The sequence below is a fragment of the Chryseobacterium culicis genome, from assembly GCF_002979755.1.
Lineage (GTDB): Bacteria > Bacteroidota > Bacteroidia > Flavobacteriales > Weeksellaceae > Chryseobacterium > Chryseobacterium culicis_A.
Map to the genome: position 1 here is coordinate 543,315 of NZ_PCPP01000002.1, position 13,404 is coordinate 556,718.

Below are 13,404 nucleotides of genomic sequence, written 5' to 3' on the forward strand. Positions count from 1 at the left end.
ATGGAAATAGTATCAAAAAAATCTAACTATAGGAGTTACGCTTCCGGAGGAGGAGAAAATATAGTAAGTAAAGGTGAAAGATGAAAAGAATCATCAATCAGAATAAAAGACACGCCCTGAACATCAGGTTCAGAAAACTTCAGATAATCGAAAACATCTAAAGGTTTCGGAATTGTCTTTTCGTAAACAATGAATGAGGATGGGTGAGAATGTGGCTCTTCTTCATTGATTATTATATTCGTTCTCGCAATATCCCAGCCTGCAACTGCAGCAATGCCTGGCAGCGCTGTGAAATTGAGAAAAAACGTTAATACAATAATACTCCAGAATTTCATTTTACCTTCTTTTTAGAAAAACTACTTGGTCTTTCTGCTCATTACCCAATCAGAACCTGTAAGATTGTAGATCTTTTGGATGTCTTTCAAGATTTTCTCAAAATCAATCTCCAGATCAATGATTTTACCTGTTCTAAGGTCAAATACCCACCCGTGAACAATAGGATACTCTTCTAAAATGTATCTTTCCTGTACACAGGCCATTTTGATCACGTTGATGCACTGCTCCTGAACATTAAGCTCTACAAGTCTGTCATAACGCTTGTTTTCGTCCTGAATAGAATCCAGCTCTGCCTGATGCAGTCTGTAAACATCGCGGATGGTTCTCAGCCATGGATTTAATAATCCAAGATCCTGAGGGGTCATCGCTGCTTTTACACCTCCGCAATTGTAATGCCCACAAACAATAATGTGTTTTACTTTCAGATGTTCTACAGCATACTGAATAACAGCTGTGGAACTCATATCCAAAGTATTAACAACATTGGCAATGTTTCTGTAAACAAATACCTCTCCCGGTTTTGCTCCCATCAGCTCTTCTGCAGTGGCTCTGCTATCTGAACATCCTATATACAGATAATCCGGATGCTGAGTTTTTGCAAGCTCATGGAAGAAATTTGGATCTTCAGCTAACTTTGACTCTACCCATTTTTTATTGTTTTCGAAAATAACCTCGTACGATTGTGACATAATTTTAAATTTTAAAAGTTTATAATTATTTATTTCGTTTAAATTATTTTCAAAATCAATAGACTAAATCAATAATTATGCAAAAATATACTTTTTGTTAAAAAGTCAAACACTTTTAACAAAGTTTAATATTAAAATATGCTTAAAATCATATCTAATATTCCTATATACTTTGCTTTACACATATTGACATCTATAAGGTAATCCAAACGTTTAAAAAGCTAGGATAAAATTACGAAGTATAAATGAAAATTTGAGATTTGTGAATTAAAATATTCTTAATTATTTATCGGTTCATGGATGTATTGGATTTGAGCTTTAAAAAAATCATCGAAATATATCAGAAAATGAATAATTTAAAGGTCTGATAAATCTATTCATTGAATGTCTGATTTTGGATTGCCATCTTTACCATCCTTATTTTACCTGGCAGGGGTTTTTATTGCCTGTTTTTCTTCTCTTTTGATTCTGGGGAAACGCAAAAAAATAATGGCAGATTATGTACTGGCAGTTTGGTTTTTGATTATAGGAATACATCTTATATTATTTATGCTGTTTTTTTCCGGCAGCTATGTGAAGTATCCTTATTTTCTTGGTTTTGAAGTGATCTTTCCCTTTGTTCATGGGCCAATGCTGTATGTATATGTTCTGTGTGTAACAGGAAGAAATCCTGGTGTGAAGACAGCGTTGCTGCATGGTATTCCTGTTCTGATGATCTGTATATTGTTATCTCCACTTCTGATGTTGTCTCCCTGGGATAAGCTTGCTTCTTATCAGAATGGGAATAACGGGTGTAAATCATTAAGTAAGGTCATTAAATATCTTATGATCTTATCAGGAATTGTATATGTTGTTTTAAGCCTTCTTGCTGTCAGGAAATATACGAAAGGAATATCCAGCCAATACTCAAATACTGAGAAAATTAATCTGAACTGGTTATATTATCTTATTGCAGGTATCGCTTTCATATGGATTGCTGTCGTTATTAGAAATGATATTCTTATTTTTTCCATCGTTGTTCTATTCATTGTAGTGGCGGCTTACTTTGGAATCAGTCGGGTGGGGATTTTGGATCTGCCTGTTAGTATTGATATGACAGAGGATAAGGAAGAGGATCATGAAATGGTAAAATATCAGAAAAATTCTCCGGGTGATGAGGCCATACAATCTATTTATGAAAAGCTCGTGTATAAAATGGAACACGAAAAACTATACAAAGACCCGGAACTTAATCTGAACAATATTGCCAAAGTATTAGAGGTGCACCCTAATGTATTGTCTCAGGTCATTAATTCTATGGAGCAGAAAAATTTTTATGATTATATCAACAGACAGCGTATTGAAGAATTTAAACGGACTGTAGTACTTCAGGAAAATCAAAAATATACAATTCTTTCATTGGCTTTTGAATGTGGATTCAATTCTAAAACTTCTTTCAACAGAAATTTTAAAAAATACATGAATTGCTCACCCACAGAATTTTTAAAAAGCCAAAGCATTCATATGGAATGATTTTGTTGATATTTCTGGTTGGTAATTTGTAAACGATTTATTACTAGTGATTTATAAATAGGTTCCACCTTTCATTTTGGAACAGTTGACACTTTTATAATGCTCATTTTTACAGAAAATTAAATTGACAACTATGAAAAAGTTACTGTTTGTAATAATGGGTATTTTGGCATTACTTATCGGATTATATCCTTTTATTTACGCTTTTGTAGAACAAAAATATACTTTTCTGGGTTCAAAATCATCAGAAGTTCTCCATAATGTTATCTGGAAATCCGCCTTTTTCTCTCATATTATTTTGGGTGGGCTGGCACTTTTTATTGGCTGGTCTCAGTTTGGGAAATCATTCCGCAATAAAAATATCAGGGTGCATCGCATCATTGGGAAACTCTATGTGATTGCAGTGGTTATTAGCTCTGTTTCGGCTGTTTATATGGGCTTTTATGCGAATGGCGGATTAATTTCATCGGCAGGGTTCATCAGTTTGGGATTAATCTGGCTGGTGACTACTCTTGCAGCGGTTATACAGATCAGAAAAGGGAATGTCAGTAAACATCAGCAATTCATGACCTATAGTTATGCCTGCACCTTTGCTGCAGTGACACTGAGGCTATGGTATCCTCTGCTGACAAAGATTACTGGAGATGCTGAAAGCTCTTATATTGCAGTAGCGTGGCTGTGTTGGGTTCCCAATCTGTTAATGGCCTATTTTATTAATACAAAAACGGTTGCAATTTCAGAATAAGGTTCTATTCCGGTAGTTGACTATACTCCATACTCTTCATCTCTAAGTTCAAATACTTATTTCCTTCATTTTTATAGTGTTGAGGAGCTTCCAGCCCCATATATTTCATGATCAGAGGATAGATGTAAGTAGTTTGGGTCTGTTGGGATTCATGTCCGGTAATTCTGTAGTTTGCCGGAACTTTGTCTCCAAACCATACAAAAAACGGTACCTGAGTAGATTCTTTAGAGTCTACGTGCAATAATTTGTCTCCTTGTATTTTAAGGCCATGATCTGAAGCATAAATTACCACAGAATTAGTGTTTTTCAGCGTTTTGAAAATATTGTTGAAAACATAATCCGTGTATTTGATAGAGCTGTCATAGCAGTTAAGATCTCCGGAACTCCAGTTAGGAGGAAGTCTGTTACATGGGTTTGGATGGCTTCCCATAATGTGAAGAACTACAAATTTATTCTCATTCTTCTGTATTACATTTTTGAGCTCAGGAACAATTACTTCATCGTAGCCGTTGACCCATTTTTTATTTTTAGACATGGAGGCTATGGCTGTAATTCCTCTTGCACTTGCCTGTGTACTGAGCCAAAAAGAATTGTAGCCACTCTGATTGGCAAGATTAATGATATTGTAGGAAAGTTTATCATAACGATATCTGAATTCATCCGGATGAATGCTGGATAACATTAATGGGACACTCAGGTTCGTAATTCCTGCAGGAGAAACAGCATGATCAAAAATCATCATGTTTTCGGCCTGTTGATCTGTATAAGGAGTTGTTTTTTTAGAATAGCCATACAGGGACATGTTTTGTTTTCTTTCCGATTCTCCGATGATAAGAATTACATTTTCTATTCCAGGCTGTACTTTTTTGATATTGAAAACCGGAATATTCTTTTTTATTTCATTAATATCTCTCTGTATATTCAATGCAGTATTGAAATCCGATAAATGATAATATACATTCTTGATCATCTTACCTCCACCTTTATTGCTTACATAGGTGTGTTTAAGGTGATATCCGAAGGGTAAAATAAGCCACAGTAATGCAATAATGATAAATTTAGCATCAAACTTGACCACACTTGTTTTTAGGTAATTCACCGAGTACACTACCATTCCCAGAAAAATGAAAAATAAGATGACCGGAAGAATAAACATATAAGACATGCTCATGGCTTCATCAGGATTAGACTCAAGAATACTGATGGCCATTCCTACATTAAATCCGGAATGATAAATAAGAAAACAGGATACTGAGATCAGAAAGTTAATGCTTAGCAATAAACAGAGAATACCAGCAATGACAGTTGTATATTTATTCTTAAAAAGAAGTGCATTGAATACCAGAAACGAAGAAAACATAATTCCATACTCAAAAATATTCCGGATACTGTCTGTTTTTTCAGCCCCAAAGAGATTATCAAAGATATAAGGGAATGAAATCAAAAAACCCGTTAGGTATATTATAATGAGAAGAATGGGAACTATTTTTTTGAACATGGTTGTGGGTGTCTGGGCTGTTAAGATAAATTTTATATCATCTTCCTCTTAGAGTTTCCAGAAGAGCCTGCCGAATATCAGAATCATGGAGTGCATGAAAAGAATTACTATCAGATAATAATTCCTGAGTGTTATAGATATTGCATCAACTCAAAAAAGAAACTTTTGAAGATAAATTGTTATGGTTTAGAGCGGTATGTCTTTTTCCGCTTTATAGAGTTGATTGTATAAGTAGGAATTGGAATATTTGGGTAGTATTTTTTTTCATCAAAAATTATTTTAAAAAATTAATAATAAGTCTGGGTTGTGTTTTTAATATTAAGCGATTTTTTTCAGAACAAGTGGTATTGAAGGATAGGTTTCATCAAAAATAAAATATCATATTTTATTTAAAATTGATGATTGTGTTATTATTATATAACCAAACAATACATTTTTTTCAAATGTACACGAAATTACCGATAAATGCAAGTAGAATTTTTACTATAACTATTGGATTTACTATACTTTACGGTTGATGTAATCCTTTGTTGCATCTGCGGTAGGGATAATTTTAGCAGGATTTCCTATGACAACAGAATTGGAGGGAACATCAAAGTTGACATAAGAATTAGGAACAATCAATACATTATTTCCGATAGTGATTCCTCCTACAATAACGGCATTGGTGCCGATCCATACTTCATCGCCAATAACCGGATAACCTTCATTTTTTCCACGGTTCTGCTGACCTATCGTGACTCCATGAGCAATATTGCAGTTTTTCCCGATAATTGTTTTGGGATTAATGACAAGGCTTCCAAAATGCCCTAAATAAAAACCTTCGCCGATCTGGGTCTCAGGGTAAATCTGAAAACCATATTTGATCTGATAATGCCTCAGTACAATTTTCCAGAAAGTATTCAAAAAAGGAATTTTCTGATATTTCTGAGCCTTTCTCAGAATATAGACAAAATGAAGATTCGGATGAATGCATTTTTTCCAGATCTGAAAAGTGGAAAGCCATTTTCCGCTTTCCCGGTAAAAATCTTTTTGAATGATAGAATAATCGGCCATCGTCAATATTTTTATACTTCGTCAATTATTTTCTGAAGGTGTTCTACAGATTTTTCCAAAACAAACGGAAGCTCAGTTTCTGATACCTGCTTTTTGTATTCTTCAGTGATATTTTTATCCGTAAGAAACTTTTTCATTCCTTCATATATTCCTTCTTCGGAATTGGGTGTGATATTTCCCAGCTTTCCATCCTGAAGAAGATCCCTGATGCCGGAAATGTCTGTTGCAGAAATAGGTTTATTGAGGATAAGCGCTTCTGCTATAATCGTAGGGAATCCCTCGTGTCGTGAAGACATAATGTAAAAATCTGCCTTTTTCATATAAGGATACGGATTACTGCTGAAGCCAAGCATTTTGGCAGTATTTTGAAGCCCTAAGGTATCAAGTTGGTTTTGAATAGTATCAAAGTCGTATCCGTCACCAATGATCAGGAGTTGGTGTTGAAGCCCTTCGTCAATCAGTTTTTTATGAACATTAAGCAATCTGTCATATCCTTTCTGCGGGTATACTGTTCCTACGGTTACAAAAGTAGGAAGATCACTGTTGAAAGGGTAGTCATTAACTTCAATATCTGCCTTTCTTAACGTGTCATTTTTGTCAATCGGATTAAAGATCTTAATCACGGATGCTTTTTCTGCGTCGTTTTTAGCCAATTCATACATCCCTTCCTGAAGTTTGTTGGAAATAACGAGGATTCTGTCAAACTTGAAAAACTGTCTGATGACTTCCGGAGTATATCCTTTTAAATTGAAAATATCATTCTGTACCCAGATAATCTTTTTCGAATCTTTTTGAGGACTGGAGAGAATTTCCTGATGCATCGCATGGATGGCAGCAATCTCTACGTCGTATTTTTTATTCTTTAAAACAAATTTATAAAGTAGGAAAGGAAACCAAAGAAACATCTTCTGATAAAGCACCCTGTATGCTTTCACAGGAATATCCTGCAGCCTGTTGGTGGTTATCATTTCTCCTTTCGTCAAATAGTACAGGGTCACCCATGACGGAACCTCTTTAAGATAGAGCCCCGAATAGAGATTAAGTAAAAGGTCGACTTCATATTTATCAGGAGGAAGATTTTTCAAAAAGTTGATTAATACTTTCTCAGCACCACCATGACGTAATGAACCTATACGAATGAGGAGTTTTTTCTTTTTCAATTTGCTTTTTTTCTTTTTTATGATTTGGCAAGATTAAATTTATTTAATTTTTCTTGCTTTTTTATACTTGTGAGGAAGATTTTCTTTGATATAAGCATCCAGTTTTTTTCGGTCTTTCTCCAGTTCACGAGGATATTCCGGGTTGTTTTTAAGAACAATATCACCATAATCCTCAATAGTACACAGAAATTGTGCCGGGTTTCCGATGAAGACCGTATTGTCAGGCATAGACTGTGATAATACAGAGTTGGCGCCCAAAATACAGTTGTTTCCAATCTGAACATCCTGCATGATCACACAATTAAGTCCAATAGTGCAGTTGTTTCCAATTTTTATTCTTCCCAGAATCCTTGCATCTTCATAGCCTGGAAGTCTTCTGAGCAAGGTGGTTGTTCCCCCGTGATTCACAAACCTTACATCACCGGCAATATTTACATGATCACCAATTTCGATAAGGTAAGGTTCAGTTCCGAAATACACTTTATCAGGCATATTAAAGTTTTTTCCTACTTTCATCCCTCTATATTTAGCCACTTCAAGGCTGCCTCTGTTCAAAAAAGTATGGTAGAGGGAGTCTATTTTTAATAGGATTCTGAATATAAAAATCATCACAAGTGTAAATTTGTTTTCGTTACTTTTGCAAAGAAAGAGAATTTATTAATATGATGAAAATTTCAAAAATAGAATATTATCTGCCTCAGCAGGTGTTAACTAACGAAGACCTTGAGAAACAGTTCCCTGAATGGAGCTCCGAACGTATCCAGGAGAAAGTAGGTATTTCCCAACGTCATATTTCTTCTGACAGCGAAACCGTACTGGATATGGCTGTACAATCTTCAGAAAAAATTTTTGAAAACTATGACAGAAACAAAGTAGATTTTATTTTGTTCTGTACCCAAAGCCCGGAATATTTCCTGCCTACAACGGCCTGTATTTTGCAGGACAGATTAGGGCTTAGAAAAAATATCGGAGCTATAGATTTTAACCTTGGCTGCTCAGGATTTGTGTATGGACTGGCTTTTGCAAAAGGATTAATTTCCGCAGGCATTGCAAAAAGTATCCTCCTGGTAACATCAGAGACGTATACCAAACACATTCACCCTGAAGATAAAGGGAACCGCAGTATATTCGGGGATGCCTCTGCTTCTGCAATTATTGAAAAATCAGAAGGCAATGATTATCAGTTTTGCCTGGGAACAGATGGAAGTGGTGCAGAAAATCTTATCGTGAAGAAAGGAGCTTTCAAAAAAGATTTTGAACTGAATCCTGAACATGAATTCAGCCCTGAAAATATTTATATGAATGGTCCTGAAATTTTTAATTTTACGATTGAAAATATCCCTGGACTGGTAAAAGAAACACTGGAAGTGAATGGAATGACGATGGATGATATTGACCATTTTGTTTTTCATCAGGCCAATTCTTTTATGCTGAATTATTTAAGAAAGAAAACAAAAATTCCGGCAGAAAAGTTCTATATTGATATGGAAAAAACCGGGAATACCGTTTCCGCAACCATTCCTATTGCTCTTAAAAATATGATGAATAAAGGAATGCTGAAAGAAGGGGATAAGGTTTTAATGGCTGGGTTTGGAGTAGGATACTCATGGGGAGCCACCATTATTGAAATATAAGAGAACAAAACATTTAAAATTATAAAATATGAAAACATCCGTTTTTTTAGAAAAACTACAGGAGGAATTGGAAGAAGATGAAACATTAACCACTGAAACAAATTTAAAATCTTTGGAAAGCTACGATTCTATCAGCTTGCTTTCTGTTATTGCATTTGTAGACGAAAACTTCAGCAAAAAAATTGATACTAAACATTTTAAAGATATTGAAACCGTTTCAGACCTGATGAATGTTATAGGAAAAGAAAATTTTGAAGATTAATGGATGCTTTCTCATTAAAAAATAAAATTATTCTCATTACAGGCGCTTCTTCCGGGATCGGGAGAAGCTGTTCTGTAGAATGCAGTAAAAGTGGTGCTGATCTTATTCTCGTGGGAAGAAACCATGAGGAACTGATGAAAACAGTATCTATGCTGAATCCTGAAACAAAAGTTGAAACCATCACTGAAGATATTACCCAATCTGAAAACCTTGAAGCCATCATTGCGGATAAAATTTCAGTATTAGGTAAAATAGCAGGATTTATACATTGTGCCGGTATTGAGAAAACATTACCACTAAAGAAACATAACCCTCAGCTTTATCAGGATATATTTGCTGTCAATGTCATTGCAGGACTTGAAATTGCTAAAATTTTATCTTTAAAAAAATATAAGGATGAGACCTCAAGTTTTGTATTTATTTCTTCCGTTGCAGGAATGATAGGAGAGGCGGGGAAGGCTGCTTATTCTGCCAGCAAAGGGGCTGTGATTTCCGGAGCGCGTTCTTTGGCTATGGAACTATCAAGAAGTAATATTCGGGTTAACAGCATAAGTCCGGCGATGGTCAATACTCCAATTTTAGAGAAAATGTTTGAAAATATCGGAGAAGAAGCTTCATCAGAAATTATAAAAAAGCATCCGCTGGGAATAGGTGAGCCTAAAGATGTAGCGAATGCCTGTATTTTTTTACTGTCTGATGCCTCAAGATGGGTCACAGGAACTAACCTTGTGATTGACGGAGGATATTCCGCACAATAACTTATTTTTTGAGCAGTGTTTCTATAATATTTTCTACACTGTCAAATATTTTCTTATTATCAAACTGACTTTCAATAGTTTTAAGATTCTCTTTAATGTGCGAAACAAGGCTGGGATCGGTAAGGAATGTTTTCATCGCTGAATACATTTCATCTGTCTCATAATTGATGAGGTATCCTGTTTCCCGGTCTTTGATCATAAGGCCTACATCTCCTACTTCTGTTGCAATAATAGGCTTCTGAAGGATTAAAGCTTCAGCAATGACCAGTGGCCATGCTTCAGATTCAGAAGAAAGGATAAAATAATCAGCCTTTTTAATATAAGGATAAGGATTCATCTGATTTCCCATTAAAATAAATGTCTTTTCAACATTATTTTTGGCTGCCTGTGCTTTGAGGTTGTTCATTTCATCACCATCACCAATGACAATGATGCTGTGATGAAACCCTTCATTGATAAGCTTCGTATGAGCGTCAATAAGTTTATGATATCCTTTTCTTGAATGAAGTCTTCCGATAGACGCAAAAACAGGCCCTTCAGGAAAATTTTCAAGCTTTTCTTCGGCCTTACGTTTGATTTCTTCGATAGGGATAGGATTGATGATAACACTCTCAGCAGGATAATTGAGATTCGGGTAATACTGATGCATCATATCCTTTATCTTATGAGAGCAGTATACCATATGGTCAAATTGTGGAAAGCTCTTTAAAATATTCGGCACTAACGGCTGAAACTTAGGAACGTTAATTTCAGAATGAAACCAGCCTATTTTTTTGGAATTCTTATGGGTAGAATTAAGAATGGCATCATAGTCCCTGTAATCCATCCCGATCTCAATATCAAAAGTATCATTAATCAGACGGTCTGCAATGGCAGGAGAATTTTTCAGTTTTCTTAGCTTTATTCTTCTTTTAACGAGCTGAAGTTTCTGTAAAAGAGAGTTGTGGGAAAAATCTTCTTTTCCGTCGGTAAGGTATACTTTTCTGATATGTTTCGGAAGTTCATCACGCAGTTTCCCCTGGTTGAGAGTCAAACATACTGTCATTTCAAATTTGTCAGGATTAAGATTATTGAGAAGTCCCAGCAATACTTTTTCTACACCTCCCATTTCCATGGAACGATGCCTGAACAAAATTTTTATTTTTTTTTCTAACATTATCCGAAGATTGATTGTAACGTAATTTTTATTTTTTTCATGATACGGAAAGGCAGCTGATGCTGATACTGCAATAGTCCAAATATTTTATCTGAACCTGTATACTGATCAGGAACTTTTTCTCCATTGATGGTGGTAAGTCCTCTGCGTTTCATGGTATTGAAAATCACCTGGGCAAAATACTCATGGGATTTCTTTTTATTGTCATTCTGGGAAATTCCGCCCTGATGGGTTCTGTAAAGATAGTTGGTTTCATTAATAAACTGAACGTTCCCTTTTTCATACATTTTAAGATATAAATCCTGATCTTCTCCTATTTTTAAATTAGGATTCATTTTTTCAGTCTGTTCATAAACCGCTTTTCTGAAGGTTACAAAATGAGCAATCTGAATCGGGAAATTAAAAAAATAAGGATCTCTGTTCGGAACCTGCATAGCTGATCTGAACGGAGCTATAGGCTTCAGATTCTGATCACATGTCATAAACCTTGAATAGGTAAGTACCGTATTTTTTTTAGCCTGAAAAATCTCCATACATTTTTGAATAGCGGTAGGGGAAATGGCATCATCCGGATCCACAAAACCACAGATTTCTCCTTCAGCAAGCTCAATCAGTTTACTTTTTGTAACACCTACACCGGAATTTTTTTCATTTTCAAAAAATTTAAATCTTTTGTCATTTGAAATCATTTCCTGGATCATTTTCTTCTCATTTTCAGAAGAGGCATCGTCTAAAATTACAGCTTCCCAGTTTGTATAGGTCTGTTGAAGGATACTTTCCAAACAGTCTTTAAAAAAAATGGCGTTGTTGTAATGTGCAATAAGAATAGAAAACTTCATTACCGGTCCTTGAGTATTAAATCTTGATGGTTGATAACAGTGGTATTAGACGGAATATCTTTATGAATGGTGCATCCAGCTCCGATGATACAGTTGTCTCCAATAGTAACCCCTTTTAAGACGGTCACATTACTTCCAAGCCAGCAGTTACTTCCTATTTTGATGGGAGCGGTGGTAAATTCTGAGGAGAGCAGTTTGAATTCCGGCTGGGTTTGGTAAGCATGGTTGTGGTCATACAGTTTCACCCCTTCTCCGAATAATGTATTATCTCCTATTGAAATTCTGTCGAGACAATTGATGGAGCAGAAATTATTCATAAAAAAATTATTTCCGATTTCTAAAGTGGCATTTTGCTGCACAAGAATATGTACATAGTTTCTGAAACTAACGGAATTTCCAATAGTAATATTTTTTAGATTTTCGTGCAGAACAAAATGATTACTGATCCCAAGTTTTATCCCTTTAAAAGAAACATTGGGGTGTTTTTTGAGACGAGAAATCTGGCCTTTTCGTTGAATTTTTGCTAAAATTTCATCAAGCATACCTGAATTTATTTTCACATTTGTAGTTTACAAATATAATTTGTTTTATATAATTATAAGAATAAATCTTATTTTTGTGCCTTTAAATTAATACTTTATATCAAATAAAACAGCCTTCAACGTTCAGGTTGTCCGGTTTTGATAAAGGAAAGCATTTTGTGTTCTGTGAAGATAAGTCAGATTACATTTACCAGGTTTATTGCCGCCATGGCAATTGTTATTTCTCATTTCAATAAAGATCTGTTTTTATATAAGATAGATTATATTTCCAATCTTTTTTTGAGGGCGAATGTTGGAGTAAGCTATTTCTTTATTCTTTCAGGATTTATCATGATCATTGCTTATCATAAAAAAGATAAAATTGATTACCTGGAATTTTATAAAAATAGGTTTGCCAGGATTTATCCGCTTTATATGCTGGGGCTTCTGCTGTATTTTATGACGAGATACGAGATGTTTGATTGGTATAAACTGGTTTTATATGGATTGGGCATTCAGAGCTGGATCCCGGGAGAAGCAATGATCCTTAATTTTCCGGGATGGTCCATTTCCGTAGAGTTCTTCTTTTATTTGCTTTTTCCGTTTTTGTACAATTACTTTTATGCTAAGAAAAATAAAATGATCTGGGTATTTGCGATCGGCCTCTGGTTGATCACTCAGGTATTTTCTAATCTTTATCCTGTGTATGGAGCTTATGAAGGGCCACATACAAAAAGCCATGAGTTTCTATACTATTTTCCTTTCTGGCATCTTAATGAGTTCCTGATCGGAAACCTTGCAGGGATATTTTTCGTGAGAAATTACAAACAAAAAAATTACGATCGTCAGGTGATCGCCGTCTTTTTACTAATTCTTGTATCTCTGATGTTTGTTCCGCTTTTTTACCACAACGGGTTGATGGCTTTGCTTTTTGTTCCTGCCATTCTTTTTATTTCGGCTAATAACGGAAGAGTCAGTAAGTTCTTTTCACTAAAGCCTCTGGAATATCTGGGAGAAATAAGTTATGGAATATACATTACCCATATTCCTGTTCTTTATCTTGTGAGAGCATTTTTAAAATGGCAGGAATATACCTTCAGTATTGATATTGTATTTGTGATTTATATTATTGTTATGCTTTTCAGTTCGGCCGTTTTTTACCAGTTTATTGAAAAACCCATGCGTGATCTTTTAAGGAAAATCCATTTTGCTAAACGATAACAATTTTAAAAATAGTT

15 protein-coding genes are annotated in these 13,404 nt (G+C 35.0%); 6 read left to right on the forward strand and 9 right to left on the reverse strand.

Annotated features, from left to right (window positions below):
• Positions 1 to 35: 35 nt before the first annotated feature.
• Positions 36 to 335 (reverse strand): hypothetical protein, encoded by a 300-nt coding sequence (locus CQ022_RS15510; RefSeq protein WP_105683231.1) that lies wholly within the window; start codon positions 333 to 335, stop codon positions 36 to 38.
• A gap of 21 nt (positions 336 to 356) precedes the next feature.
• Positions 357 to 1,025 carry a carbonic anhydrase gene (locus tag CQ022_RS15515; RefSeq protein ID WP_105683232.1) on the reverse strand — a complete coding sequence of 223 codons (669 nt, stop codon included), beginning with the start codon at positions 1,023 to 1,025 and terminating at the stop codon, positions 357 to 359.
• A gap of 384 nt (positions 1,026 to 1,409) precedes the next feature.
• Here CQ022_RS15515 and CQ022_RS15520 point away from each other — a divergent pair, with 384 nt between their 5' ends.
• The gene (locus tag CQ022_RS15520) at positions 1,410 to 2,537 is read left to right on the forward strand and encodes a helix-turn-helix domain-containing protein (RefSeq protein WP_105683233.1); all 1,128 of its coding nucleotides are present in this window, start codon (positions 1,410 to 1,412) and stop codon (positions 2,535 to 2,537) included.
• 133 nt (positions 2,538 to 2,670) lie between these two features.
• The gene (locus tag CQ022_RS15525; protein ID WP_105683234.1) at positions 2,671 to 3,282 is read left to right on the forward strand and encodes a DUF2306 domain-containing protein; all 612 of its coding nucleotides are present in this window, start codon (positions 2,671 to 2,673) and stop codon (positions 3,280 to 3,282) included.
• 4 nt (positions 3,283 to 3,286) lie between these two features.
• Here CQ022_RS15525 and CQ022_RS15530 read toward each other — a convergent pair whose 3' ends face one another.
• The 4 genes from CQ022_RS15530 to CQ022_RS15545 form a co-directional block, all read right to left on the reverse strand.
• On the reverse strand, positions 3,287 to 4,780 hold the full coding sequence (locus CQ022_RS15530) for a phosphoethanolamine transferase (protein ID WP_105683235.1): 1,494 nt from the start codon (positions 4,778 to 4,780) through the stop codon (positions 3,287 to 3,289).
• A 501-nt stretch (positions 4,781 to 5,281) separates the two neighbouring features.
• A complete protein-coding gene (locus CQ022_RS15535) occupies positions 5,282 to 5,836 on the reverse strand; it encodes a serine O-acetyltransferase (protein WP_105683236.1) in 555 nt (184 codons plus the stop codon).
• 11 nt (positions 5,837 to 5,847) lie between these two features.
• Positions 5,848 to 6,996 (reverse strand): glycosyltransferase, encoded by a 1,149-nt coding sequence (locus CQ022_RS15540; RefSeq protein WP_105683237.1) that lies wholly within the window; start codon positions 6,994 to 6,996, stop codon positions 5,848 to 5,850.
• A gap of 39 nt (positions 6,997 to 7,035) precedes the next feature.
• The gene (locus CQ022_RS15545; protein WP_228421873.1) at positions 7,036 to 7,512 is read right to left on the reverse strand and encodes an acyltransferase; all 477 of its coding nucleotides are present in this window, start codon (positions 7,510 to 7,512) and stop codon (positions 7,036 to 7,038) included.
• Positions 7,513 to 7,658: 146 nt separating this feature from the next.
• Between CQ022_RS15545 and CQ022_RS15550 the strand changes: the two genes are divergently transcribed.
• From CQ022_RS15550 to CQ022_RS15560, 3 genes are read left to right on the forward strand one after another with little or no spacing between them, the layout of a single operon-like run.
• Positions 7,659 to 8,630, forward strand: a complete 972-nt coding sequence (locus tag CQ022_RS15550) for a 3-oxoacyl-ACP synthase III family protein (protein WP_105683239.1) — start codon at positions 7,659 to 7,661, stop codon at positions 8,628 to 8,630.
• Between the two features lie 28 nt (positions 8,631 to 8,658).
• Entirely contained in the window at positions 8,659 to 8,892 is a 234-nt protein-coding gene (locus tag CQ022_RS15555) for a phosphopantetheine-binding protein (RefSeq protein ID WP_047380387.1), read from the forward strand.
• Positions 8,892 to 9,650 (forward strand): SDR family NAD(P)-dependent oxidoreductase, encoded by a 759-nt coding sequence (locus CQ022_RS15560; protein WP_105683240.1) that lies wholly within the window; start codon positions 8,892 to 8,894, stop codon positions 9,648 to 9,650. The genes CQ022_RS15555 and CQ022_RS15560 overlap by 1 nt, the downstream gene beginning before the upstream one ends.
• A 1-nt stretch (position 9,651) precedes the next feature.
• On the opposite strand, the gene CQ022_RS15565 is transcribed toward CQ022_RS15560, so the two are convergent.
• The 3 genes from CQ022_RS15565 to CQ022_RS15575 are packed head-to-tail and all read right to left on the reverse strand — an operon-like array spanning position 9,652 to position 12,205.
• Positions 9,652 to 10,806 carry a glycosyltransferase gene (locus CQ022_RS15565; RefSeq protein ID WP_105683241.1) on the reverse strand — a complete coding sequence of 385 codons (1,155 nt, stop codon included), beginning with the start codon at positions 10,804 to 10,806 and terminating at the stop codon, positions 9,652 to 9,654.
• The gene (locus tag CQ022_RS15570; RefSeq protein ID WP_105683242.1) at positions 10,806 to 11,645 is read right to left on the reverse strand and encodes a glycosyltransferase family 2 protein; all 840 of its coding nucleotides are present in this window, start codon (positions 11,643 to 11,645) and stop codon (positions 10,806 to 10,808) included. The genes CQ022_RS15565 and CQ022_RS15570 overlap by 1 nt, the downstream gene beginning before the upstream one ends.
• Complete coding sequence (locus tag CQ022_RS15575) at positions 11,645 to 12,205, reverse strand: acyltransferase (RefSeq protein WP_228421739.1); 561 nt, start codon at positions 12,203 to 12,205, stop codon at positions 11,645 to 11,647. The genes CQ022_RS15570 and CQ022_RS15575 overlap by 1 nt, the downstream gene beginning before the upstream one ends.
• Before the next feature lie 147 nt (positions 12,206 to 12,352).
• On the opposite strand from CQ022_RS15575, the gene CQ022_RS15580 reads away from it, so the two are divergent.
• A complete protein-coding gene (locus CQ022_RS15580; protein WP_123875861.1) occupies positions 12,353 to 13,387 on the forward strand; it encodes an acyltransferase family protein in 1,035 nt (344 codons plus the stop codon).
• Positions 13,388 to 13,404: the final 17 nt, after the last annotated feature.